23 protein-coding genes and 1 other annotated feature are annotated in these 25,876 nt (G+C 27.3%); of the genes, 22 read left to right on the top strand and 1 reads right to left on the bottom strand.

Annotated elements, in window-relative coordinates:
• The first annotated feature begins 8 nt into the window (after window positions 1–8).
• The 11 genes from ortA (at window position 9) to GOQ29_RS07095 (ending at window position 11,938) form a co-directional block, all read left to right on the top strand.
• Entirely contained in the window at window positions 9–323 is a 315-nt protein-coding gene (gene ortA / locus GOQ29_RS07145) for a 2-amino-4-oxopentanoate thiolase subunit OrtA (RefSeq protein WP_203371962.1), read from the top strand.
• A complete protein-coding gene (gene ortB, locus GOQ29_RS07140; protein ID WP_203371961.1) occupies window positions 316–1,731 on the top strand; it encodes a 2-amino-4-oxopentanoate thiolase subunit OrtB in 1,416 nt (471 codons plus the stop codon). The genes ortA and ortB overlap by 8 nt, the downstream gene beginning before the upstream one ends.
• An 18-nt stretch (window positions 1,732–1,749) precedes the next feature.
• Window positions 1,750–2,121: an ornithine aminomutase subunit alpha gene (locus GOQ29_RS07135; protein WP_203371960.1), complete on the top strand. Its 372-nt coding sequence runs from the start codon at window positions 1,750–1,752 to the stop codon at window positions 2,119–2,121.
• Window positions 2,111–4,324: a D-ornithine 4,5-aminomutase subunit OraE gene (oraE, locus tag GOQ29_RS07130; RefSeq protein WP_203371959.1), complete on the top strand. Its 2,214-nt coding sequence runs from the start codon at window positions 2,111–2,113 to the stop codon at window positions 4,322–4,324. Before GOQ29_RS07135 ends, oraE begins: the two co-directional genes overlap by 11 nt.
• Window positions 4,314–5,678, top strand: a complete 1,365-nt coding sequence (locus GOQ29_RS07125; RefSeq protein WP_203371958.1) for a GlmL-related ornithine degradation protein — start codon at window positions 4,314–4,316, stop codon at window positions 5,676–5,678. Before oraE ends, GOQ29_RS07125 begins: the two co-directional genes overlap by 11 nt.
• A gap of 61 nt (window positions 5,679–5,739) precedes the next feature.
• Entirely contained in the window at window positions 5,740–6,804 is a 1,065-nt protein-coding gene (orr, locus tag GOQ29_RS07120; protein WP_203371957.1) for an ornithine racemase Orr, read from the top strand.
• Window positions 6,805–6,858: 54 nt separating this feature from the next.
• Window positions 6,859–7,188 carry a magnetosome magnetite crystal formation protein family gene (locus GOQ29_RS07115; protein ID WP_203371956.1) on the top strand — a complete coding sequence of 110 codons (330 nt, stop codon included), beginning with the start codon at window positions 6,859–6,861 and terminating at the stop codon, window positions 7,186–7,188.
• Between the two features lie 60 nt (window positions 7,189–7,248).
• Complete coding sequence (locus GOQ29_RS07110) at window positions 7,249–8,196, top strand: NAD-dependent epimerase/dehydratase family protein (RefSeq protein ID WP_203371955.1); 948 nt, start codon at window positions 7,249–7,251, stop codon at window positions 8,194–8,196.
• A gap of 257 nt (window positions 8,197–8,453) precedes the next feature.
• A complete protein-coding gene (locus GOQ29_RS07105) occupies window positions 8,454–9,725 on the top strand; it encodes a replication-associated recombination protein A (protein ID WP_203371954.1) in 1,272 nt (423 codons plus the stop codon).
• Between the two features lie 219 nt (window positions 9,726–9,944).
• Complete coding sequence (locus GOQ29_RS07100; protein WP_203371953.1) at window positions 9,945–11,036, top strand: PfkB family carbohydrate kinase; 1,092 nt, start codon at window positions 9,945–9,947, stop codon at window positions 11,034–11,036.
• Window positions 11,030–11,938: a pseudouridine-5'-phosphate glycosidase gene (locus GOQ29_RS07095; protein WP_203371952.1), complete on the top strand. Its 909-nt coding sequence runs from the start codon at window positions 11,030–11,032 to the stop codon at window positions 11,936–11,938. Before GOQ29_RS07100 ends, GOQ29_RS07095 begins: the two co-directional genes overlap by 7 nt.
• Window positions 11,939–11,968: 30 nt before the next feature.
• Here the strand turns inward: GOQ29_RS07095 and gdhA are convergent, their stop codons facing one another.
• Window positions 11,969–13,306 carry an NADP-specific glutamate dehydrogenase gene (gene gdhA / locus GOQ29_RS07090; protein WP_203371951.1) on the bottom strand — a complete coding sequence of 446 codons (1,338 nt, stop codon included), beginning with the start codon at window positions 13,304–13,306 and terminating at the stop codon, window positions 11,969–11,971.
• Between the two features lie 237 nt (window positions 13,307–13,543).
• Here gdhA and GOQ29_RS07085 point away from each other — a divergent pair, with 237 nt between their 5' ends.
• The 11 genes from GOQ29_RS07085 (at window position 13,544) to GOQ29_RS07035 (ending at window position 25,875) form a co-directional block, all read left to right on the top strand.
• Complete coding sequence (locus GOQ29_RS07085; protein WP_203371950.1) at window positions 13,544–15,208, top strand: Spo0B domain-containing protein; 1,665 nt, start codon at window positions 13,544–13,546, stop codon at window positions 15,206–15,208.
• A 153-nt stretch (window positions 15,209–15,361) separates the two neighbouring features.
• Window positions 15,362–15,811: an RrF2 family transcriptional regulator gene (locus tag GOQ29_RS07080; protein ID WP_203371949.1), complete on the top strand. Its 450-nt coding sequence runs from the start codon at window positions 15,362–15,364 to the stop codon at window positions 15,809–15,811.
• A 66-nt stretch (window positions 15,812–15,877) separates the two neighbouring features.
• Window positions 15,878–17,053: a cysteine desulfurase NifS gene (gene nifS / locus GOQ29_RS07075; protein ID WP_203371948.1), complete on the top strand. Its 1,176-nt coding sequence runs from the start codon at window positions 15,878–15,880 to the stop codon at window positions 17,051–17,053.
• Window positions 17,053–17,469: a Fe-S cluster assembly scaffold protein NifU gene (nifU, locus tag GOQ29_RS07070; protein WP_203371947.1), complete on the top strand. Its 417-nt coding sequence runs from the start codon at window positions 17,053–17,055 to the stop codon at window positions 17,467–17,469. The genes nifS and nifU overlap by 1 nt, the downstream gene beginning before the upstream one ends.
• A gap of 125 nt (window positions 17,470–17,594) precedes the next feature.
• A complete protein-coding gene (locus GOQ29_RS07065; protein WP_203371946.1) occupies window positions 17,595–18,131 on the top strand; it encodes a PRC-barrel domain-containing protein in 537 nt (178 codons plus the stop codon).
• A 36-nt stretch (window positions 18,132–18,167) separates the two neighbouring features.
• Window positions 18,168–18,326 (top strand): hypothetical protein, encoded by a 159-nt coding sequence (locus tag GOQ29_RS07060; RefSeq protein WP_203371945.1) that lies wholly within the window; start codon window positions 18,168–18,170, stop codon window positions 18,324–18,326.
• A gap of 45 nt (window positions 18,327–18,371) precedes the next feature.
• A complete protein-coding gene (locus tag GOQ29_RS07055) occupies window positions 18,372–19,544 on the top strand; it encodes an AI-2E family transporter (RefSeq protein WP_203371944.1) in 1,173 nt (390 codons plus the stop codon).
• Window positions 19,545–19,602: 58 nt separating this feature from the next.
• Window positions 19,603–19,804: a binding site (T-box leader), on the top strand.
• 62 nt (window positions 19,805–19,866) lie between these two features.
• Entirely contained in the window at window positions 19,867–22,506 is a 2,640-nt protein-coding gene (gene alaS, locus GOQ29_RS07050) for an alanine--tRNA ligase (protein WP_203371943.1), read from the top strand.
• 88 nt (window positions 22,507–22,594) lie between these two features.
• Window positions 22,595–22,852, top strand: a complete 258-nt coding sequence (locus GOQ29_RS07045) for an IreB family regulatory phosphoprotein (RefSeq protein ID WP_203371942.1) — start codon at window positions 22,595–22,597, stop codon at window positions 22,850–22,852.
• A 17-nt stretch (window positions 22,853–22,869) separates the two neighbouring features.
• The gene (locus GOQ29_RS07040; RefSeq protein ID WP_203371941.1) at window positions 22,870–24,924 is read left to right on the top strand and encodes a hypothetical protein; all 2,055 of its coding nucleotides are present in this window, start codon (window positions 22,870–22,872) and stop codon (window positions 24,922–24,924) included.
• A complete protein-coding gene (locus tag GOQ29_RS07035) occupies window positions 24,925–25,875 on the top strand; it encodes an aldo/keto reductase (protein WP_203371940.1) in 951 nt (316 codons plus the stop codon). It abuts the gene before it with no gap.
• The last annotated feature ends 1 nt before the right edge of the window (window position 25,876 follow it).

Here is a 25,876-nt window from a genome sequence, read left to right as displayed (position 1 = left end):
GGATAATGATGAGTGATGCAAAAAAAGGAGATTGGGTAAGAATTTATAATGTAGTTCTTAAAGCTTCTGAAAGGGCTCCTCAAGTGCCTGAAGATACTAAAAAAGTGCCATTAGAAATGTGGGATAAAGGCTATTTGATTAATGATGAAGCTACAATGGGAGATATAGTGGAAGTTGAAACTTATATTGGTAGAAGGATTAAAGGTAAGTTATTAGAAGTAAATCCTTATTATGATCATAGCTATGGAAAATGTGTTCCAGAATTATTATATATAGGCAGACAGCTAAGAACTCTTTTAGAAGTTGGTGATGAAAATGAGTAAAGATATGAGTTATAGTGGCGTGATGAGTCGTAAAAATGAGATAATGAAAAAAGCCGTAGGGATTGATTATGATAAATTCGAGGAAAAAGGAATATCTTTTGATTATGATGAGATGATGCATAGAACTGGATATAATCTTCAAGAAATAATAGAATCTCAAAAAGAAACAAGTATTGGAGATACTCCAATTCTTGAATTAAAAAATATCACTAAATTAGCAAGAAAATTTGCACCAAAAGGAAAAGGAGCTAGAATATTTGTTAAAGATGAGGCTTCTAATCCTTCTGGAAGTTATAAAGCTAGAAGAGCTGCAACCAGTGTGTATCATGCAAAGAAAAATGGATATAAAGGTGTTATAGCTGCTACAAGTGGAAATTATGGTGCTGCAGTAGCTAGTCAAGCGGCTATGTTAGGTCTTAAATGCATTATAGTTCAAGAATGTTATGATTCAAGGGGAGTGGGACAACCCGAAATTGTAGAAAAGGCTAGAAAATGTGAAGCTTATGGTGCAGAGGTTTTACAATTGACTGTTGGACCCGAGTTATTTTATACATTTTTGAAATTATTAGAAGAAACAGGATATTTTAATGCATCATTATATACTCCTTTTGGCATAGCTGGAATTGAAACTTTAGGTTATGAAATAGCAATGCAGTTTAGAGAATTAGAGGGTAGGGATCCTGATGTTGTAGTTGCTACTAATGCAGGTGGTGGAAATTTAACTGGTACTGCAAGGGGGTTAATAAAAGCTGGTGCTGAGGATGCTAAAGTAGTAGGAGCTAGTGTTAATTTAAAAGGTCTTCATATGGCCAGTGATACACAGTTTAACAAAAAGTCTTTTACTACAGGACATACTGGCTTTGGAATTCCATTTGCTACATGGCCGGATAGATCAGATGTACCTAGATCTGCAGCTAGACCTTTAAGGTATATGGATAGATATGTTACTGTAAATCAAGGAGAAGTATTTTATATGACTGAAGCTTTAGCTCAGTTAGAAGGAATTGAAAGAGGTCCTGCAGGAAATACATCATTAGCAGCAGCTTTTTCACTTGCACAAGAATTAGATGAAGACAAAATTATTGTAGTACAGGAAACAGAGTATACTGGAGCTGGAAAACATATTCAACCTCAATTATCTTTTGCAAAAGAAAATGGAGTTAAAATTGAAATAGGTGATCCATCTGATGAAGTTCCTGGTGAAAATATTATTTTACCTAAAGATCCTAGTTATATAAAAGTTAAAGATTTAGATCTAAACAAGATTAGGAAGTCTTATATTAAAAATTGCATCAAAAATAATCAGGATGTAAAAATTAGTGATGAGGATTTGGAATTTTTAGCTAAAGATACAAAAACTAATGTTGAATTTGTTAGAGAGATATTATTGGAATTAAATAATGAATAATTGATGGAGGTGTGGTAAATGAAGAGAGAAGATGATTTTTTAAAGAGAAGAGAACATTTAGCTGATTTGACAGAAGAACAGTTAGAAGCAAGATTTTGGGAATTAGCAGAAAAAATAGTAGAGCCAATGGTAGACTTAGCATCAAAAAATACTACTCCTTCTATAGAGAGATCTGTAGTTATGAGAATGGGTTTTTCCAGTATAGAAGCAAAAGGTATAGTTGAAGGCGCATTAGATAGAGGGTTAGTAGGAAAAGGTGTTGGACATATAATATATAGACTTGCCAAAGAGAATAATTCAGGTATTAGAGAAACAGGATTAAAATTATTAGATGGTGAATTATGGGATGAAGCTATAGATATATTCGGAGGTGAAAATCGTGGAGCTTAAACCAAATGAAAAGTTAGATATAAAGGAAATCTTAAAAGATCTAGACAAGTATAGACCTAGAAGAACAGGTTGGACATGGAGAAAAGGTACTGGAGAAAAAAGAAAGATAGGACAATTTGAATATTATGATACTGCTGAAAATTTAAAGCAAAGTCAGCCGTTGCCTTCAGCTCATTATTTTAATGATATAGATCCACAACCAACTAGTGTGATAACTACTGAAATAGCTTCAGGAAGATTTGAGGATGATATTAGAAGAATGAGAATGGCAGCTTGGCATGGAGCTGATCATCTTATGGTTATAAGAACCGCTGGACAAAGTCATTTTGATGGACTTATTGAAGGTACACCTCAAGGAGTTGGTGGTATACCAATTACTAGAAAACAAGTTAGAGCTCAAAGAAAAGCTTTGGATATTATTGAAGATGAAGTAGGCAGACCAATTAATTATCATTCCTATGTTAGTGGTGTTGCAGGACCTGAAATAGCAGTAATGTTTGCAGAAGAAGGGGTAAATGGAGCTCATCAGGATCCTCAATATAATGTGCTTTATAGAAATATAAATATGATAAGATCGTTTGTTGATGCAGCTAATGCTAAGAAGGTCATGTCGTGGGCTGGAATGGCCCAGATAGATGGAGCTCATAATGCTAATGCAACAGCTAGAGAAGCATGGAAAGTTATGCCTGAATTAATGGTACAACATGCATTAAATTCAATATTTTCTGTAAAAGTAGGTATGGATAAAGAGAATATTGCGTTATCAACAGTTCCCCCTACTGCTCCGCCAGCACCATCTATGAGATTAGATTTACCTTATGCAGTTGCGTTAAGAGAGTTATTTAGAGAATATAAAATGAGAGCACAACAAAATACTAAATATATGGGATCGTCTACTAGAGAAGCAACTGTAACTCATACATTAAACTTATTAATATCTAAATTAACTAGGGCAGAGATTCAATCTACAATTACTCCTGATGAAGGAAGAAATGTACCATGGCATATATATAATATAGAAGGTACTGATACAGCTAAACAAGCTTTAGCAGGTATGGATGGATTAACTGAAATGGTACAAATTAAGAGAGATAAAGGAGAACTTGCTGATAAAGTAAGAGAATTAAAAGAAAGAGCTGTACTATTTATGGAAGAAATAATTGAAACAGGAGGATATTTTAAGGCAGTAGAGGAAGGATTTTTTGTAGATTCTGGTCAATATCCTGAAAGAAATGGTGATGGTATAGCAAGAAAAATAGATGGTGGAATCGGTGAAGGTACCGTATACGAAAGAGATGAAGATTATATGGCGCCGGTTACAGCGTTTTTTGGATATAACAATGTATCTCAATATGATGAATCAGCTGAAGATAATCCATCAAGCCTCATAAATGGAGATACGCTAAAAAATTCAGATAAAATTGTTTATATTGATGAGTTAGATGAAAATGACAATGTAAATGTTAGGTTAGAAGAAACTAAGGAATTAAGAGAATCAACAAAACTTAAGCCAGAAATGGAATGGCAAGGAGATGGGATTGTTCAAACCACTTTATTCTTACCGACTAATGAGAGAGTTGCAGAATTTGCAGCTATAGAAATTGGTAAAAAGATGGGCTTAGAAGATGTTGAGGTTATTCACAAAGAAATTATGCAATATGCTGAGGGTACTAAAATAGAAATAAAAGGTAGAGTACCATTTACAATTGATACAGATGATTTAGTTATACCACCAAAACCCAAGATGATGAGCGAGGATGAAATTAGGGAAGACATAGAAAATAATTCAATGACAATTGTAGCAGGAACAGTTGGAGAAGATGAGCATTCTGTAGGCCTTAGAGAGATAATAGATATTAAGCACGGAGGAATTGAGAAATATGGTATTGAGTGTCATTATTTAGGAACTTCAGTGCCTGTAGAAAAATTAGTGGATGCAGCAATTGAGACTAAAGCTGATGCAATTCTAGCATCAACTATAATAAGTCATGATGATATTCATTATAAGAACATGTCAAAAATCCATGAATTAGCTATAGAGAAAGGTATAAGAGATAAAATTACAATTCTAGCTGGTGGTACACAAGTTACACCAGAGATAGCTGTAAGCAATGGAATGGATGCTGGTTTTGGTAGAGGAAGTAAAGGTATCCATGTTGCTACAAAATTAGTTGAAATGAGAAGAAAAAGAAATGAAAATTAATATTTTAGTTGCTGAAATTGGGAGCACTACTACAGTAATAAATGCATTTAATGAAATTTTTACTTCTTATCCTAAATTTATAGGGCAAGGGCAAGCTCCTACTAGTGTTGATGAGGGAGATGTCAATATTGGATTGAATGCTGCAATTGATGATTTAAAGGAAAATTTAGGAGTAGATAAGATTGGATATGATAAATTGATTGCAACCAGTTCAGCAGCAGGTGGACTTCGAATGACGGTTCATGGATTAGTATATGATATGACTGTGAAAGCTGCAAAAGAAGCTGCTTTAGGTGCAGGTGCCAATATTCATCAAATAACATCAGGTAAACTGAGAAGAACGGATATAAAAAAGATAAAAGAGATAAATCCTAATATAATATTAATAGCTGGAGGAGTAGATTATGGAGAAAGAGATACCGCTATCCATAATGCCGAAAAAATTGCAGAATTGAATTTAAATGTACCTATAATATATGCAGGTAACATTGAAAATCAAGAAGAAATCAGATTAATATTTGAAGATACCCCATCAAAATTATATTTAGTAGAAAATGTATATCCTAAAATTGATCAATTAAATATTGAACCTACAAGAAGAGTAATTCAAGATGTTTTTGAGGAACATATAATTCATGCACCTGGAATGACAAAAGTAAGAGATATTGTTAATGGACCTATAATACCAACTCCAGGAGCTGTGATGTTAGCGTCAAAATTATTAAAAGAAGAAATTGGAGATTTGATCACTTTAGATGTTGGAGGTGCTACTACTGATTTACATTCGGTTACAGAAGGTAGTGAAGAAGTAAATAGAATATTAATCAATCCAGAACCTGTAGCAAAGAGAACTGTAGAAGGTGATTTAGGGGTATATGTAAATATGAAGAATATCGTAAATAGAATAGGGGTAGAGGAATTGGCATCTAGGTTAAATATTTCTTTAGAAAAACTTGAAGAATTAATAAAAAATCATAAACCAATTCCACATACTGATATGGAGAAGAAATTTGTTGAAGAACTTACTAAAGAAGCAACTATGACTTCTGTACAAAGACATGCAGGTAAATTTAGGAATCTTTATGGTCCTTCAGGAAAGAAAACTGTTGCAGAAGGAAAAGATTTAACAAATGTAAAATATATTGTAGGAACTGGAGGAGCATTAACAAGGTTGCCAAATAGAGTAGAAATAATGAAAGAAATTGCACGAAGTAATAAAGGAAATGATTTATTTCCAAATAAAGAAGCTAAAATATTGGTAGACAATGACTATATAATGGCTTCATTAGGAGTTTTATCTAAAGAATATCCAGAGGCAGCATTATCTTTATTAAAGAAAAGTTTAAAAATATAATAACTTATTAAATAAGTCCAACCATTGGTTGGACTTATTTAAAAAAGGAGGTTTTGTAAAAATGTCGTATCCAAAAATTTTAATTTATAGAGATAAATTAAAAAAGAATGTAGAGAATCTAGTAAATATATGTAGAAGTAATGGTATTAATGTTGGAGGTGTAACTAAAGCCTTTTGTGCTAATAGAGATTTAGCTAAAATATATGTTGAAGGGGGAGTCCAATTTTTAGCTGATTCAAGAATAGAGAATATAAAAAAGATTAAAGATATTAATGTTCCAAAATTAATGTTGAGATTGCCTATGTTATCTGAAATAGATGAAATAGTGAAGTATTCAGATATATCTCTTAACTCAGAAGTTGAAACAATACAGTTATTATCAAATTCTGCAATTAAGCAAAATAAGATCCATAGTATTATTTTAATGATAGATTTAGGTGATTTAAGAGAAGGAATATTTGATGAAAGCAAGATTTATGATTCAGTTGAAAAGATATTAAACTTTAAAGGGATTAAATTATTGGGATTAGGAACTAATCTTACTTGTTATGGAGGAGTTATACCTAGTAGGGACAATTTAAATAGATTAGTTGAAATAGGAGAAAATATAGAAAAAAAATTCAATATAAAATTAGAGGTGTTATCTGGTGGTAATTCATCTTCTTTACATTTAATAGAATCTGGAGAAATGCCAGATAAGATTAATCAATTAAGACTAGGAGAAGCTTTAATATTAGGCAGAGAAACAGCCTTCGGAAATCAAATCAAGAATACTTATAATGACTGCTTTAAATTAGCAGCTCAGATAATAGAATTGAAGGAAAAACCTTCAGTACCTATTGGTGAAATTGGAATGGATGCTTTTGGAAGAAAACCTAAATTTACAGACAAAGGAAATAGAAAAAGAGCTATATGTGCCATTGGAAAACAGGATGTTGAAATAGATGATTTAATTCCAATGGATGGTAATATTTTATTAATAGGAGAAAGTAGTGATCATTTAATAATAGATGTTACTGATAGTGATAAAGAATATAAAATTGGAGATGAAGTATTATTTAAACTAAATTATGGTAGTATATTAAAATTAATGACTTCACAATATGTTTCGAAAAAAATTATTTAAAGATTTATTAACTTCCAATATAATATAATAGTATATAAGGAAGGGAGTGAAAAAGTGTTAACAAATGAACAAAAAATATTATCAATTATATGTCATTTAGGAATATTTATTGGTATGCCTATAATTATTCCTTTAATTATTCTATTATTTGCCAAAGATGGGTTCATAAAAACTCAAGCGATGGAAGCCTTAGGTTTTCATATTATGATATTAGTTTTGGGAGCAATTGCTGGAATATTAGTTTTAATTTTAATAGGAATACCACTTTTAATATTAATAGCAATAGTAACATTTATTTTTCCTATTATTGCAACTATAAATATAGCAAATAATAATGATTACTCATATCCTATATCTGGTAGATATATTCGTAAAAGCATATAAAACAAAAAGCTTCCTTATATCATATATTAATAATAAATAATATGATTAAGGAGGTTTTTTATGATTTTAATTACAGGAGCAGCTGGATTTGTTGGGAGTAAATTATGCGAAGAGTTACTTCGTAAGGGTTATAAAGTATTAGGAGTAGATAATTTTTATCATAATTATGATAAGTTTATAAAAGAGTTTAATTTAAAGAATTTATTAGGTGATCCAAATTTTATTTTTTTAGAAAATAATATATTAGACCCTAATATGAAACGTCTGATAAAAGGATTGAATATTGATAGTGTAGTACATTTAGCAGATATACCTGGAGTTAATAATTGTAATGAAATTAATTTTGATGAATATATTAGATATAATATCATTGCTACTCAAAGAATATTAGAATCTATAAAAAATAAAGGTGTTGAAAAATTTATATATGCATCTTCCTCTACTGTGTATGGAGAGAATGGAATATTACCTATGTCAGAAATCAGTAATCCGAAACCAATATCTTTATATGGTGTTAGCAAACTAGCGGGGGAAAGTTTATCTACTTATTATGGTCATACTTATAATATTGATATAATTAATTTAAGATTTTTTACAACATATGGACCACATCAAAGACCAGATATGGCATTTCATAAATTTATAAAAAATATTTTATTAGATGAAGATATAATTGTTTATGGAGATGGAAATCAAAAGAGAGATTTTATTTATGTGGATGATGTGGTAGATTCTATTATTCAATTACTTAATAGAGAAGTTCTAGATACAGTTATAAACATTGGTGAAGGTTATTCATTAAGTGTGAATGATTCTATAACTATAATAGAAGATATATTAAATAAAAAAGGAAAAATTATATATACAGAACCAATAATAGAGGAACAAATGAATACTAAGGCTTGTACAAATATTTATGAAAAAATAATATATAGAGAAAAAAATACTGATATAGACAAAGGAATAAATGAAGAAATTAAATATATAAAACAATTATATAATATATAGATATAAATAATATTAAAACAAGAAAAATATATTATATGAAAAAATAGAGAGTTATTAATTGTATAAAGTTAATATTATAGTAAATATTTTAAATAGAATTAATATATAAGATGACAAGAAGAATTTTTTTACAACTAATGTTACTGATGATATAATACATTTTGTAGTTTATTTCTATATAATAAATGATATTAATAAAATAATTTAAGTATAATAATATAGGATATTATATTATTGAATAACTGAAAGGTGATATTATGAAACCCTTAGCAGATTTAGTAAGACCTAAAACTTTAGAAGAAGTTGTAGGTCAAAAACATATATTAGGAAAAGAAAAATTACTTAAAAATATTATTGAGTCTAAACATATACCAAATATGATTTTTTATGGACCACCAGGAACTGGAAAGACTACAGTAGCTAACATAATTGCTGATTCTACGAGTAAAAGATTATATAAACTTAATGCTACAAATGCTTCAGTTAAAGATATAAAAAATATAATAAATGATTTAGATACTTTTTTAGCTAAAGATGGTATATTACTCTATTTAGATGAGATTCAAAATTTTAATAAAAAGCAACAACAATCATTATTAAAATTTATTGAGAATGGACAGATTACGCTGATATCTAGTACTACAGAAAATCCTTATTTTACAATTTTTAATGCTATTATAAGTAGATCTACTATTTTTGAATTTAAAAAACTTCAAGTTGAAGATATTATTCAGGGATTAAAAAGAGGAATTATTTTTGCAGAAAAAGAAGTAGTAAATAAAAATATTGATTATAAGGATGAAGCTTTAGAATATATAGCTAATATGGCTAATGGTGATTTGAGAACGGGATTAAATAATTTAGAATCAGCAATATATTACAGTTTAAATAAAGATAATATATTAATAGATTTAGAAATAGCTAAGGAATGTACTCAAACTTCTGGGTTTAATTATGATAAATTTGGGGATAATCATTATGATACTCTTAGCGCATTTCAAAAGTCAATTAGGGGAAGTGATGTTGATGCTGCAATTCATTATCTTGCAAGATTAATAAAGGCTGGAGATTTAACATCTATTTGTAGACGTTTATTAGTAATTGCTTCGGAAGACATTGGTTTAGCTTATCCTAATGCAATAACAATAGTTAATAATTGTGTAGAATCAGCTTTGAAATTAGGATTTCCAGAAGCTAGAATTCCATTAGCTCAAGGAGTCATTTTGTTAGCTAATTCGCCAAAATCAAATTCAGCTATAAATGCAATAGATAAAGCTTTAAAAGATATTGATACAGGTAATATTGGAGATATACCAATTCATATAAAAGATAGTCATTATAAAAATTCTGCTAAATTAGGTAGAGGAGTAGAATATAAATATCCTCACTCTTATCCAAATCATTATGTGGAACAACAATATTTACCAGATAATATTAAAGATAGAAAATATTATGAACCAGCTAATAATAAAATGGAGTTAAAATTTCAAGAGTTTCAGAAAAAGATTAAAAAGAATAAAAGTACTTAATTCAAATTATACTAAGGAGGCGGAAATGTCTCCTTTTTTGACGTCAAAGTTTTTTAAATTAAAGTCTGTCTATAGATATTTAATTTAAATATGGTAGCGTATGGAAATCTTTGATGTATTAGAGGAATTTTTATAAGAATAAAAAATACTTGACAAAATGAAATTATAATCATAATATATAGACATAAGTTTATTAAATAAACAAAAGTTGGTGTTATAATGACTGATAGAGAAAAAGAAATATTAAAAATAATAAGTGAAAACCCTCTAATAAGTCAACAAGAATTAGCTAACATCTTAAATATTAAAAGGTCTTCAGTAGCAGTACACATAGCTAATTTAATGAAAAAAGGTATTATTAAAGGAAAGGGTTATATTCTTAATAATGAAGATATTGTAGTTATTGGAGGTAGTAATATAGATATTCAAGGATTTAGTAAAGAGAATTTAATTCAAAGAGATTCAAATCCTGGAGAGATAAAACTTTCTGTAGGAGGTGTTGGTAGGAATATTGCAGAAAACCTTTCATTATTAGGAGTAAAAGTAAATTTAATTTCTGCAGTAGGCGATGATATATATGGAAGAAAAATTTTGAAAGAATTACAGATTTCAAATCTATCTACAGAGAATATACTGGTAACTGATAAATATTCTACATCTACTTATTTATCAATATTAAATAATGATGGAGATATGAATGTAGCAATTTCATCAATGGATATATTTAATGAAATAACAATAGATTTTCTAAGAAAGAAAACAGGATTAATAGGAATTTCTAAGTGTATAGTTTTGGATACGAATTTACCTAAGGAATCAATAGATTATATAGTTAATTATTATAAAACGAAAGATATATTTATTGATACAGTTTCAACAACTAAAGCATTAAAAATAAAGGATATAATAGGTAAATTTCATACTATTAAACCTAATAAATACGAGGCTGAGATTTTGAGTGGAATTAAAATTAAATCTAATAAAGATTTAGATAGAGTTGCAGATTTCTTTTTAAATAAAGGAGTTAAAAATATAATCATTACATTGGGAAAGGATGGAGTATATTATAAAAATATGGATACATCTGGACATATAAAAAGTCCACAAATTAATGTAATAAATGCTACTGGTGCTGGAGATGCATTTATGGCAGCTTTAATTTATGGGAAACACAAGGGATTTTCTTTAAAAGATATAGTAATATTTTCAATAGCATCATCATTAATTACAATGATGGATGAAAATACAGTTAATAGGAATATGTCAATAAATAATATAAATAAATTAATAGAGGAGATGAGAATATGTTAGAAAAATATATAGAGATTAATGAAGAGGTAAAGGATGCATTAGAGAATAAAAAGCCAGTGGTAGCATTAGAATCAACAATAATATCTCATGGAATGCCATATCCTCAAAATGTAGAAACAGCAAGAGAAGTAGAAAGAATAGTAAGAGAAAATGGTAGTATTCCTGCTACTGTTGCTATATTAGGGGGTAAAATAAAAGTTGGACTAACTGATGAGGAATTAGAATATTTGGGAAGATCAGAATCTGTTGTAAAAACTAGCAGGAGAGATTTACCATTTATTATATCGAAAGAGTTAGATGGAGCAACAACCGTGGCTACTACAATGATAATTGCAGATTTAGCAAATATAAGAGTATTTGCTACTGGAGGAATAGGCGGTGTTCATAGAAATGCCCAAGATACATTTGATATATCTGCAGATCTTATGGAATTAGCAAACACGGATGTAGCAGTTGTTTGTTCAGGAGCTAAATCTATTTTAGATATAGGTTTAACTTTGGAATATTTAGAGACTCAAGGTGTTCCTGTAATTGGGTTTGGTACAGAAGAATTTCCAGCATTTTATACAAGAAAAAGTGGATTTAAGGTAGATTATTCAGTGAAATCAGAAAAAGAATTAGCAAAAGCTATTAAAACGAAATGGGATTTAAATTTAAAAGGTGGATTAGTAATTGGAAATCCTATACCAAAAGAATATGAAATGGATTATAATGAGATAGATAAGGCAATTAATAATGCTTTAGAGGAAGCTGATGATAATAATATTAAAGGAAAAGAAACAACACCATTCTTATTATCTAAAATAAAAGAAGTCACAAAAGGTGAAAGTTTAAAATCAAATATACAATTAGTTTATAATAATGCTAAAGTAGCATCTAGATTGGCAAAAGAGTTGATATAAGTATAAAAAGCTCCCCAAGTGGGGAGCTTTTTATACTACACCTTGTTCTAACATAGCATTTGCAACTCTTAAAAATCCTGCAATATTTGCACCAGCTATATAATTACCTTCCATTCCATATTCTTTAGCGGCATTATCAGAAGCTTTAAAAATATTAATCATTATATTTTGTAACTTTTCATCTACTTTTTCGAAATCCCAAGATAATCTCATACTATTTTGACTCATTTCTAGGGCAGAAACGGAAACACCACCAGCATTTGCAGCTTTAGAAGGGGCAACTAATATTCCTTTTTCTAAGAAAAACTTAAGAGCTTCATTTGTACAAGGCATATTAGCTCCTTCACCAATAACTTGAACACCATTATTAATTAATTGTTTAGCATGTTCTAAGTGGATGTCATTTTGTGTAGCACATGGAAGTGCTATATCACATTTAACTGACCAAATACCTTTTTGTCCTTCGTTATATTTTGCTTTTGGATGGTATTTAATATATTCACTTATCCTTTTTCTTTCTATTTCTTTTATTTGTTTAATAGTATCAAGGTTAATTCCATTTTCATCATAAATATATCCTTTAGAATCACACATAGCAATGACTTTAGCACCATTTTGTTGAGCTTTCTCGCATGCATGGATAGCGACATTTCCTGATCCAGAAATAGTTATAGTTTTACCTGTTAATGTATAATTATTTACTCGTAGCATTTCTTTAATAAAATATATTAGTCCATATCCAGTAGCTTCTTTTCTTCCTAAGGAACCTCCATAGGATAAACCTTTTCCTGTAAGTACTCCACCTTGGTAACCATTTTTTATTCTCTTGTATTGACCAAAAAGATATCCTATTTCTCTTCCACCAACTCCGATATCTCCAGCAGGTACATCAATGTCAGGACCAACATGCTTATATAATTCAGTCATAAAACTTTGGCAAAATCTCATTATTTCTCCGTCAGACTTACCTTTAGGATCAAAGTCGGAACCACCTTTACCTCCGCCTATTGGCAAGCCAGTTAATGAATTTTTAAATATTTGTTCAAATCCTAAAAATTTAATTATGCCAAGATAAACTGATGGATGAAATCTTAATCCACCCTTATATGGACCTATAGCACTGTTGAATTGAATTCTAAATCCCCTATTTACTTGAACATTTCCATGATCATCTACCCATGGAACTCTAAAGATTATTTGTCTTTCAGGTTCTACTAGCCTTTCTAAAATACCTGTATTTAGGTAATGAGGATTTTTTGCCAATACTGGCTCTAGAGATAATAAAACTTCTTCTACAGCCTGATGAAATTCTGATTCTCCTGGATTTCTTTCCTTAAGATTACTTAAAATTTCTTTAGTAGTAGACATATACTCACTCCTTTTTAATAAATAATATCATATTTATATATATTATTTAATATAAAATATTATTTAATTAATAAACTATAATTTATATGATATGCTTTTATGATATAATTTTATCATGACACATTTCGATAGATTTCTGCATTAAGTATTTTGAATCTATATTAAGTGACAAATCATATATAGCTATAATTAAGTAATCATCAATTTCCTGGGCAATATAGAATAGAGGTGAAAACTATGAAAATTTTTTTGCTAAGTATAATGAAAGATAAAAAAATAAGAATAAGGTTTTTAATATTGATAATATTATTGATCTATATACCTATGATTTTAAATATTTTTATTAATTATAAAAGTACAATGTCTATAATTACAAAGGAAAGAATTGAATCTTCTAATCAAGTTTTATATAAGACTACTCAATCAATTGATTATAATATAGATAATTTGAAAAAGGATATTAATGAAATAGCTAATGATAATGGATATAATGCATCTTTATATCAGTATGATAAAGTAGAAGAAAAGTATCAAAAGAGGGTAGATAGTTATTTACAGGAAAAATTAAATGAAGTTAAGAATGAAAATTATTTTATTGATCACTTAATATATGTAACTTATAATGATAAATTTTTTTCAAACGAAGAAGAACATAAAATTATTGAAGATGAATTTTTAAAATCAAAAGTTTATAGAGAATTTTTGAAGGATGAAAGAGATCAAATATGGATTTATAATGATGATGAAACGAGTTATTTAAAAGATGATTATGAAGAAAGTCTTATAGTATTTCAGAAATTAAATTATATGATACCGAAAGCTATGGCTGAAAAACATAATGTTCAAGAGAAAGATAGGAATTTTCATGCTGGTATACTAGTAACCATTGTAAATATTGATGCATTAAATTCTTTATATAAAGATATACTAGTAAATGATATATATGACATATCTATTTTTAATGATAAAGGAGAAGTTTTATTCAATAATAAAGAAGATTTAAACTTATCTTCTGAAGTAAAAGATTCGATAGATAAAGGTATAAATATTGAGACTAAAGAGATAGATTATAATAATAAGAAGGTATTACTTAGTATTTCAAAAATAGAAAGCATAGATGGTTGGTATTTATCTACAATCCAATCTATGGATTCTATTATTGGGGAAACAAAAGAGTCTTTGCGAGAAAGTTTCTTAATGTTAGGGTTTGTAGGTTTAATAATATCTTTATGGATTATATTAGAGCTATTAGTTTTTTCAAAGTTAATGACGGAAAAAGAAGTTTCTAATTATAGATTAGAAGTAACTGAAGATATGAACAGTAAACTAAGGATATATAAACATGATTTTTTTAATCACTTACAAATAATTCAAGGATTATTAGAAATGAAACAAAGTGATAAAGCTTTGAACTATTTACAGGATGTAGTTAAGGAAGGTAGATTATTAACGTCAAGATATAAAATAGGTATTCCAGAAATTGAGGCGACGATATATTCCGCTATAAATAAAGCCAAAAAGGTTGGAATTAATGTAGAAATAGATTTTATTGAATTACCAAAGAATATTAATATTAATTTATATGATTTATCAAAAATATTAACAAATTTATTGAAAAATGCTGTACAAGCCTTAGAAGTTTCAGGATTTGATAATAAAGTATTGAAGATAGAAATATATGAAAGTGTGGGAGACTACGTATTTAGTGTATATAATAATAAACCTATAATTAAGGAAGAGATTAGAGATAATATATTTGAAAAAGATTTTTCAACTAATGGTGATAAAAATAGGGGATTAGGTTTGTATATTGTTAAAAGTTTAGTAGAAAAAAATAATGGAAGTTTAGATTTGATTATAGATGATGGAAACTACTTTATTGTAAGATTTCCCAAAAATTAAATAGAAAGTAATGATTATCATTTTTATTTATTGATATTTATAAAATAATTTTATAGATATTAATATTGATTGAATCTTGACAAGGATAGTCGGATATAATATACTGAACACATAAATCCAAGTGGTATAGTAGGGATTCGAAAGGGTGATAAAATGAAATTATCTACAAAAGGTAGATATGGTCTTAAAGCTATGTTTGAATTATCATTACATTTTGGCAAAGGGCCATTACCACTTAAAGATATTGCTGAGAAACAAAATATATCAGAACATTATTTAGAACAGTTGATTGCAACGTTAAGAAAAGATGGATTAGTAAATAGCGTAAGAGGTGCCCAAGGAGGATATCTTTTATCCAGTGAACCAAAAGATATTACTGTAGGTGATGTTATTAGATCTTTAGAAGGAAATATTGCTCCTGCGGATTGTGTGATAGAAGGAGAAGCAATAGATTGTGATAAAGGAGAATTTTGTGTAACTAGAGGAGTATGGAAAAAAATTAGAGATAGTGTTAATCAAGTTATAGATACAGTTACATTACAAGATATGGTAGATGAGCAAGAAGAAATTGATAAAAATAAATCTTATATGTTTTATATATAATAAATGTTAAACTTAATTTTTCTATAGGTATGAATAGAAAATATGATAAATAGGGAGGTACATTTTATGAAAGATGTATACATGGATAATGCTGCTACAACACAAGTAAAGAAAGAAGTTGTTGAAAGTATGATTCCATATTTTACTGAGAATTATGGAAATCCTTCAAGTATATATAAAAAGGGAAGAAATTCAAAAAAGGCTTTAGATGAATCAAGAGATTTAGTTGCTAGAACATTGGGAGCTACTTCAAGAGAAATATATTTTACGAGTGGAGGATCTGAATCTGATAATTGGGCAATTAAAGGAGTTGCTTTTGGAAATAAAGATAAGGGCAATCATATAATAACTACTAAAATAGAACATCATGCTGTACTTCATACTTGTGAGTATTTAGAGAGAAATGGATTTAATGTTACTTATTTAGATGTAGACAAATATGGAATGATTAATTTAGATGATTTAAAAAATGCAATAAATGATAATACTATATTAATTACTATAATGTATGCTAATAATGAAGTTGGAACTATTCAACCTATTAAAGAAATTGGTAAAATAGCAAAAGAAAATAATATTTATTTTCATACAGATGCTGTTCAAGTAATAGGAAATATAGAAATTGATGTAGACGAATTAGGAGTGGATTTACTATCCTTGTCTGCTCATAAGTTTTATGGACCTAAAGGAATAGGGGCATTATATATTAGAAAAGGTGTAAAACTTCATCCATATATTCATGGTGGTGCTCAAGAAAGAAATAGAAGAGCTGGAACTGAAAATGTTGCACTAATAGTGGGCTTAGCTAAAGCTTTGGAATTAGCATACGAAGATTTAGAATCTCATAATAAATATTTAATAAGATTAAGAGATAGATTAATAAATGGTATAATGGATAGAATTAGTAATGTAAAATTAAATGGACATATTGAGAAGAGACTGCCTGGCAATGTAAATATATCAATTGAGTTTATTGAGGGTGAAGCTTTATTATTGAGCCTAGATATGGCTGGTATAGCAGCATCTAGTGGATCTGCATGTACTTCTGGTTCTTTGGATCCTTCTCATGTATTGTTAGCAATGGGTTTACCTCATGAAATAGCACATGGTTCTTTAAGATTATCTTTAGGTGATTTTAATTCAGAGGAAGAAGTAGATTATGTAATAGAAAATTTAACTAAAATTGTACAAAGATTAAGGGATATGTCACCATTGTATGAAAATGTAAAGGGGGATAATTAATGTATTCTGAGAAAGTAATGGATCATTTTACTAATCCAAGAAATGTAGGAGAAATTGAAGATGCAGATGGAATAGGACAAGTTGGAAATGCTAAATGTGGAGATATAATGAAAATATATCTTAAAATTGAAAATGATATTATAGTTGATATAAAATTTAAAACTTTTGGATGTGGGTCAGCTATAGCTTCATCAAGTATGGCTACAGAATTAATAAAAGGTAAAACTATTAATGAAGCGTTAAAATTAACTAATAAAGCTGTTGCTGAAGCTTTAGATGGACTTCCTCCAGTTAAGATGCATTGTTCTGTATTAGCCGAAGAGGCAATAAAATCAGCACTTAAGGATTATTCAGAAAAAAGTGGTGTAATAATTGAAGAATTGAAAGATTTTGAACCTAAAGAAGATCATCATTAAAGAAAAAGCTACTGATTTAATTAAATTAGTAGCTTTTATAGATTAAATTTAAATTAATAAAAAAATTTTTTTTTGAAATAATAATTATATATGTATTTATTAAAGAAATAGAAAGAGGTGTTAGATTGAAAAGCACCAAAGAAATAATGACATTTAATATTTTTGCTGACTATTTAGGAGATAATATAGGAACAGTAAAAAGAATTATATTCTCAAAAAAAAACTTTAGAATATCTGCAATACTTATATGTAAAAATGGACTGTTTAGAGGAAATAAAATAATAAGGTATAAAAATATTTTTAGTATTGGTAAAGATTTTATTATGATTGAAAAGAAGAATTCTATAGAAAATTTAAAAGATTTTCCAGAAATAGATAAACAGATGCATGATTATAATGATATGATAGGTTTACCAGTATTAATAAAAAATGGAGAAACTTTAGGTTATATTAATGATATATTGTTTGAAGAAAAAAATGGAAAAATCAAGGGATTTGTATTGACAGATGGAGTTATACAAGATATTTTAGATGGACGTAATGTTTTACCATGTATAAAAGGTATGAATATTTGTAATAATGCATTAATACTTGATAAACAATTTAAGGATAATTATGAAAAAAATAAGGATAAATTCAAAAAACTTCTTGAGTTAGATTGATATAATTGAGTAAACTAATTTTAAGGAGTTGATGATATGAATAATAAATTTTTAAATGGTGTTATTGCAGGAACAATAATAAGTTCTATAGGTGTGTATGCATCCAGTAGATTGAGTCCCAGACAAAAAAAAAGAATTATGAGAAGAAGTAAGAAAAAAGTTATGAATGCAATTGATGATATGAACATGTTTTAAATTAAGGCAGCTATGCTGCCTTAATAAATGTTGGGGGAATAATATATGAATTTATTAGAAACTTTAATTTACATAAAAGAAATATCTATTATAATATTAATAATTTTATTTTCATATTTTATTATTAAATATGGGAATAAATATTTAGATAAAGAAAAACGACTATATATTAGTAGAAAACAAAGAATAATTTCAATATTAATTTTTATTTTTTTAATAATAATTTATTATATTTATAATGATAATAGTTTAAGAGGAATTGTATTTACTATATTTATATCTATTATTATTGCATATATTATAAATCCAGTTGTTAATTTTTTAGAATCTAAAAGGATAAAAAGAATTTATGGAACTTTGTTGGTATATTTATCAATTATAGGTATTATCTATTTAATAGCTGTATTAATATTTCCTGCAATATTTAAAGAAGTTAAGAATTTAATAGAATTGTTACCTGAGTATGCGAATAATATAAGTAAATTTATAGATAATTTTTATGATAATTATTATAGGAATATTGAAAATCTTCCTTTTGGATTGAATGAAATTAGTAATAGTATTGAAAATAATATAACTGAAATACAAAATATTTTGATTGATGGTATTAAGGGATCTATGGATTTTTTAATGTCTTTTTTTTCAAAAGCATTAAACATATTTTTAATTCCAATTATTGTATTTTATTTAGTAAAAGATAAAGAGTTTTTTAAAAAAAATATAGAAATGACAATTCCTAAAAAATATAGAGCAGATATTATAAGTTTAGCAAAAAAAATAGATTATTCATTAGGGAATTTTATAAGAGGACAATTTATTATAGCAGTATTTGTTGGTATATTTACTGCTATCAGTTTATTAATATTAAATGTGAATTATGCTTTAATTATTGGATTCATTTCAGGAATTACCGAGATAATTCCTTATTTTGGACCAATAATAGGTGGTTCTTTGGCGGTTTTATTTGCACTTTTAGAATCTCCTATGAAGGCAGTTTGGGCATTAATTCTATTTGTTGTTATTCAACAGATAGAAGGTAATATATTACAACCTAAGATTATGGGAGATAAAGTAGGATTACATCCATTACTTGTCATTATTGCATTATTAGTAGGTGGTAATTTAATGGGGATATTAGGGATGTTATTAGCAATACCAATTACTACTACTTTAAAGATAATATTATCATTTATAGTAGAAAAGATAAGTGAAATGTAGTATTGACAAATATAATATAAATAATTATAATTTTTATAAGAATTAAATAATTAAATAATTAAAGGCTAGGATAGGGAATAGTATATATATGATGATTTATAGAGAGGGTATTCAAGGCTGGAAAATACCTAATATAATATATAGAAGCAGCCCTTAAGCTGAATTCTTGAATTAAGTAGAGGATTTCCGGTTAAACCGTTATATTATGAAGTGACACTTATGTAAATAGGGTGGTACCGCGGGCAAAGCTCGTCCCTAACCGGGATGAAGCTTTATTTTTTTATAAAGAATAAATTTTGTTTTAATAAAAGGAGTGTATAAAATGAATAATTATACTTTACATAGAATTAGAAAAGAATTTTTAGATTTTTTTGAGGAAAAGGATCATATGATAAAAGAAAGTTTTTCTTTAGTGCCAAAGAGTGATAAGAGTTTATTACTTATAATTGCTGGTATGGCTCCATTAAAACCTTATTTCTTGGGAAAAGTAAAACCTCCTAGAGATAGAATGAGTACTTGTCAAAAGTGTGTTAGAACTGATGATATTGAAAATGTAGGAAAAACTGATAGGCACGGTACTTTTTTTGAAATGCTAGGAAATTTTTCTTTTGGTGATTACTTTAAAGAAGAAGCAATAGAATGGTCTTGGGAATTTATGGTACAAAGGTTGAACATTTCAAAAGATAAACTTTGGGTTTCTGTATATGTAGAAGATGAAGAAGCTTATGAAATATGGAATAGAAAAATAGGTGTATCTAAGGATAGGATAGTGAAGCTGGGAAAAGAAGACAATTTTTGGGAACTAGAGGTAGGGCCTTGTGGACCTTCTTCAGAAATATATATTGATAGAGGGGAAGAGTATAGTTGTGGTGATGAAAAATGTAAACCTGGTTGTGAATGTGATAGGTATGTAGAAGTATGGAATTTAGTATTTTCTCAATATGATAAAGATATTAATGGAAATTATAATCCATTACCTAATCCTAATATTGATACAGGCATGGGCTTAGAAAGAATAACAGCAGTTCTTAATAATGCGAATAATATATTTGAGATAGAACCTATAAGTTTAATTATAAATGAAATTGAGAAAATAGCTAATATAAAATATGGTGATAATAAAGAAACAGATGTGTCTATAAGGGTTATAACTGATCATATACGCGCTATGACTTTCTTGATATCTGATGGAGTATTACCAGGTAATGAAGGAAGAGGATATGTATTAAGAAGATTAATTAGAAGAGCTTCTAGACATGGAAAATTATTAGGATTAAAAAATAAATTTTTATATGAATTAGCTGATATTGTTATAGATAATTGGAAAGAATTTTATAATGAATTGCAAGATAAAAAAATTCAAATTAAAAAAATCATTAAAACTGAGGAAGAAAAATTTGAAGAAACAATTGATCAAGGTATAGAGATATTAAATTCATACATTGATGAAATGAAAAGTAATGATGAAAATACGTTAAAAGGTAAAAGAGCTTTTAAATTATATGATACCTATGGTTTCCCTCTAGATTTAACAAAAGAAATATTAGAAGATGAAGGTTTTTATGTTGATGAAAAAGGGTTTAATACGGAAATGGAGTTTCAAAGAAATCGAGCTAGGAATGCTAGAAATTCTGATGATATAGAGGCTTGGGATTCAAAGGATAACTTAGATTTAGAATATAATTTTAAGACGGAATTTCAAGGATATAATAATTTATCGTATCAATCAAAAGTTTTAGCTATAATAAAAGATAATAAATTAATAGAAAAATTAAATGAGAATGAAGAAGGGTATTTAATATTAAATAACACTCCTTTTTATGGAGAAAGTGGAGGACAAATTGGTGATACAGGTATTTTAGAAAATGAATATTTTAAAGGATTAGTATATGATACTAAACGCAAGAATGGTAATTTTATACATTTGGTTACAGTTAAGTCAGGAAGTATAAAGTTAGAGGATGAAATAAAAGCTTCTGTAGATAAATTAAGAAGGAATGATATAGCAAGGAATCATTCTGCTACACATATTCTTCATAAATCATTAAAAATTATATTAGGAGAGCATGTTAATCAAGCTGGATCATTAGTTACTGATGAAAGACTTAGGTTTGATTTTACTCATTATGAATCATTAACTGAAGAACAATTGACAGAAATAGAGCAATTAGTAAATAAGCAAATATTTGACTCATTAAAAGTAAAAGTTATGGAAAAAAGTATGGAAGAAGCTAAGGATATGGGAGCTATTGCATTATTTGATGAAAAATATGATAACAAAGTTAGAGTTGTGAAAATGGGTGACTATAGTATGGAGCTTTGTGGTGGTACTCATGTAGATAATATTAGCCAAATTGGAATGTTTAAAATAATATCAGAGTCAGGTGTTGCTTCGGGAGTAAGAAGGATCGAAGCTATTACAGGTAGAAGAGTATATGATATGTTTGTTAAAATGGAAAAACAAATTAATGATGTTACTTTTATTCTTAAAACAAATAAAAATGGTATTGTTGAAAAAACTAAAGCTACAATAGAAGAAATTAAGTCTTTAGAAAAAGAGATTGAAACTCTTAAATCAAAAATAGCTGATTCAAAGATAGAAGATTTATTGGATGAAGTATATAATTTAGATGGAATAAATATAATAACTAAGAGAATAGATGGATTAGATATTAATGGTTTAAGACAGTTAGGAGATAAATTAAAAGAAAGATTAGATAATGTAATTATAGTATTAGCTACAAAAAAAGATGATAAAGTGAATTTAATTGCAATGGCTACAAAAGATTCGGTGAAATTAGGAATACATTGTGGGAATATTATAAGAGAAGTTGCAAAAGTTACTGGAGGAGGAGGAGGAGGAAGACCTAATATGGCTCAAGCTGGCGGTAAAGATTCATCTAAAATTGAAGAGGCTTTAAGTATTGTAGAAGATTTAGTGAAAGAACAGATAAATAAATAGTTAAAGTTCATTGAAGAGATCTTTATTATAATATATAATGTATATAAGATTATTTTAGTAAGATATGTTATTAAAAAGGGGTGTTATTATGAATGATACAAATAAAACTATGATGTTTGATGTATTTAATGATAAAAAAAATAAAGCTGGGGATATTCTTGTATCTGTCTATCATGCTTTAGAAGAAAAGGGTTATAATCCTATTAATCAAATGGTGGGTTATATCTTATCAGGTGACCCTACTTATATTACGAGCTATAATAACGCTAGAAGTATGATAAGAAAAGTGGAAAGAGATGATTTATTAGAAGAGCTGTTAAAAAATTATTTAAAAATAAATGAATGATAAAAGAAGGGTAATTATTGAATAAACATAAATATATCTTGACTGTTATATTAATAAGTATATTATTTTTAAAATCTTCAATTACTTTTGGGAATACTAATGATAGTCAATCTAAACTTTATATGATAGTCATAAATAATTTGTCTTTGGAAGATATTAATGAAATGGATTTTTTAAAGAAGATGATTTCTGATGGTAGTATAGGATTGATGAATCCTAAAGGTGTATCAAGTTATACAAATTATGAAGGGTTTGTTACTATAAATTCTACAGATAAAGTTTTCGGTGGAAAAATAGTACATTATCCACTGGATATATTAAAGAAGGGAAATGTAATAGGACAAGATATTAATAATTATTCCAGCAATTTTACAATAGATAATATAATTTATAATAATGAAAATAATCTATATAATCCTAATATAGGGGTTATAGGAGACTTGCTTAATTCAAATAATATAGAATCAGCAGTATTTGATTATTCAGATACTGCTGATACTTTTATAGGAATGACTGGTTTAATAGCTATGAATAAAGATGGTAAAATAAATAATATATTAAATTTTTATAATCCATATAATGATGGAGATTATAGTGAAAATATTGAAAAATATTATGAATTAATAATAAATAAAATTGATAGTATCGAAAACACATCAGATTTTGTTATAATTGATACTGAGAATTTAAATAATCCTATTCATACAAGACTAGCAATTTTAAATAGAATTGATGATTTTTTAAATTCTATAATAAAAAGAGTTGATAGATCTAGAGATAGAGTTATAATCATTAGTCCCAATGTTAAAGAAGGATTTGATAAAGGTTTAACTCCAGCAATTATATGGGGTAAAGATATTAATAAAGGATTATTATATAGTGATTCTACTAAAAGAGAAGGTATTATTAGTAATTTAGATATTGCTGCTGAAATAGTAAAAAATTTTAATATATATGAAGATGATTTTAAGAATAATGGTATTGAGAATATCGATTATAAGTCGAATTTAAATTATATTAACGAACTAAATAATAAAATCAATAAAACATCAAATTTAAGAATTCCTATATTAAAAATAGTCATTATAATAGGTTTTTTATTGCTTATTTTATATTTAATTTTCAGCTTATTAGTTATAGAAAATAAGTATATAATTTCTTTACTTAGTTATATAGTTTATATATTATGTTTATTACCTTTGGTTTTAATTATAGGTCCTATTTTTAATAATAATATATATTTTATATTAATTTTATTATTTAGTTTATTAATATTGTTTAAGTTTTTAAATGTAAAAATCCAATATATATTTTCATTAATATTTATTATACTTATCATAGATATATTGAATAAAAACAAGCTAATATTATTTTCTGTTTTGGGATATGATCCTATAATAGGTGCACGATATTATGGATTAGGAAATGAGATGGCTGGTATCTTAATTTTTTCCATGGTTATGTTTAGTGACATGATAACTGAAAAAAATAATAAATCATTGATAATGGGAATTTATTTTTTTACTTTTTTAATAGTAATATTTCCTCAATGGGGTTCTAATTTGGGGTCGGGGATAGCAATATTTATTATGTTTTTATATTTAGTATATAGAGATTTTAAAGAAAAAGAATATGATAAAGTTATAATTAAAATTTTATTAATAAGTCTAATTATAATATTCTTAGTAGTTATTTATATATTATTTTTATCTACTGGAGAAAGTCATATAACCAATTTTTTGTCTATTATTTTTTCTAATGGGTTAAAAGGAAGTTTAAGTATATTTAAAAGAAAGGTTTTAGTAAATATAAGACTTATAGGTAATAGTTTATGGAGTAAGATGTTTTTAATAACTATTCCTATAATGTTTTATTTAATAAATAAATTTATAAAATATAAAAGTTTAAATAAAATAGATTTAACATTGTTTAATAGTCTTATAATAGGGAGTATTGTAGGCTTTTTAGCAAATGATTCTGGACTTTTGTTGTCTGCACTAATTAATCTTTATATTTGTAATTACATAATATATGTTACAATTGTTGAGGGTATTAATAAGGGAAGTGAATAGATGAAAAATGTAAAATTAGGGAATACTAATATAGATGTATCTAGATTATGTTTTGGCTCTCTTACGATAAGTCCTTTACAAAGAAATTTTTCTTATAAAGAGGGGGCAAAGTTAATTAGATATGCTTTTGATAGAGGGATAAATTTTTTAGATACTGCTGAATTATATGATAATTATGGTCATATAAATTTATTTTTAAAAGATATTGATAGAAAAGATTTTGTGATTGCTACAAAATCATATTCCTATTCTAAAGAAACAGCAGAAAATAGTTTAATGAAAGCCTTAAATGAATTAGGCACTGATTATATAGATTTATTTTTATTACATGAACAAGAAAGTGAGCATACGATTAAAGGACATTATGAAGCTATAGAATATTTTATAAAAGCTAAAGAAAAGGGTATTATAAGAAGTATAGGAATATCGACTCATAGAGTTGAAGGGGTATTGGCAGCAGCTAAATATAATGAGATAGAGGTAGTTCATCCCATAATAAATAAAATAGGTATAGGAATTCAAGATGGAGATAGCAACGACATGATAAATGCTATAAAAAAATGTCATGCATTAGGAAAAGGAATTTATGGAATGAAACCTTTAGGGGGAGGACATCTTTTAAAAAATGTTGAAGAAGCATTTAATTATGTTCAGGATATAAAAGAAATACATTCTATTGCAATAGGTATGCAATCACATTTAGAAGTAGATGCAAATGTTAATTTAATAGAAAAAAGAACTATTAATAAAGATATTGAGAAAAAACTTCGTAAATCTAATAGAAAACTTCATATTGCAGATTGGTGTGTTGGATGTGGAAGATGTCAAGAAATTTGTAGACATAATGCGATAAAAATAGTTAATGGAAAAGCTCAAGTAGATAAGAATAAATGCGTTTTATGCGGTTATTGTGGAAGGTATTGTAATGAGTTTTGTATTAAAATAATTTAAT

It is taken from the genome of Anaeromonas gelatinilytica (assembly GCF_016820635.1).
Classification (GTDB): Bacteria; Bacillota; Clostridia; order Tissierellales; family SIT17; genus Anaeromonas; species Anaeromonas gelatinilytica.
The sequence above is the reverse complement of the archived record's forward strand: the minus strand, read 5'-3'. Positions and strand labels throughout refer to the sequence as shown.

Bases quoted from the DNA above. Each gene is read 5' to 3' on its own strand.
- ortA (WP_203371962.1), top strand. From the start codon at position 9: ATGAGTGATGCAAAAAAAGGAGATTGGGTAAGAATTTATAATGTAGTT.
- ortB (WP_203371961.1), top strand. From the start codon at position 316: ATGAGTAAAGATATGAGTTATAGTGGCGTGATGAGTCGTAAAAATGAG.
- GOQ29_RS07135 (WP_203371960.1), top strand. From the start codon at position 1,750: ATGAAGAGAGAAGATGATTTTTTAAAGAGAAGAGAACATTTAGCTGAT.
- GOQ29_RS07125 (WP_203371958.1), top strand. From the start codon at position 4,314: ATGAAAATTAATATTTTAGTTGCTGAAATTGGGAGCACTACTACAGTA.
- orr (WP_203371957.1), top strand. From the start codon at position 5,740: ATGTCGTATCCAAAAATTTTAATTTATAGAGATAAATTAAAAAAGAAT.
- GOQ29_RS07110 (WP_203371955.1), top strand. From the start codon at position 7,249: ATGATTTTAATTACAGGAGCAGCTGGATTTGTTGGGAGTAAATTATGC.
- GOQ29_RS07105 (WP_203371954.1), top strand. From the start codon at position 8,454: ATGAAACCCTTAGCAGATTTAGTAAGACCTAAAACTTTAGAAGAAGTT.
- GOQ29_RS07100 (WP_203371953.1), top strand. From the start codon at position 9,945: ATGACTGATAGAGAAAAAGAAATATTAAAAATAATAAGTGAAAACCCT.
- GOQ29_RS07095 (WP_203371952.1), top strand. From the start codon at position 11,030: ATGTTAGAAAAATATATAGAGATTAATGAAGAGGTAAAGGATGCATTA.
- gdhA (WP_203371951.1), bottom strand. From the start codon at position 13,306: ATGTCTACTACTAAAGAAATTTTAAGTAATCTTAAGGAAAGAAATCCA.
- GOQ29_RS07085 (WP_203371950.1), top strand. From the start codon at position 13,544: ATGAAAATTTTTTTGCTAAGTATAATGAAAGATAAAAAAATAAGAATA.
- GOQ29_RS07080 (WP_203371949.1), top strand. From the start codon at position 15,362: ATGAAATTATCTACAAAAGGTAGATATGGTCTTAAAGCTATGTTTGAA.
- nifS (WP_203371948.1), top strand. From the start codon at position 15,878: ATGAAAGATGTATACATGGATAATGCTGCTACAACACAAGTAAAGAAA.
- nifU (WP_203371947.1), top strand. From the start codon at position 17,053: ATGTATTCTGAGAAAGTAATGGATCATTTTACTAATCCAAGAAATGTA.
- GOQ29_RS07060 (WP_203371945.1), top strand. From the start codon at position 18,168: ATGAATAATAAATTTTTAAATGGTGTTATTGCAGGAACAATAATAAGT.
- GOQ29_RS07055 (WP_203371944.1), top strand. From the start codon at position 18,372: ATGAATTTATTAGAAACTTTAATTTACATAAAAGAAATATCTATTATA.
- alaS (WP_203371943.1), top strand. From the start codon at position 19,867: ATGAATAATTATACTTTACATAGAATTAGAAAAGAATTTTTAGATTTT.
- GOQ29_RS07045 (WP_203371942.1), top strand. From the start codon at position 22,595: ATGAATGATACAAATAAAACTATGATGTTTGATGTATTTAATGATAAA.
- GOQ29_RS07035 (WP_203371940.1), top strand. From the start codon at position 24,925: ATGAAAAATGTAAAATTAGGGAATACTAATATAGATGTATCTAGATTA.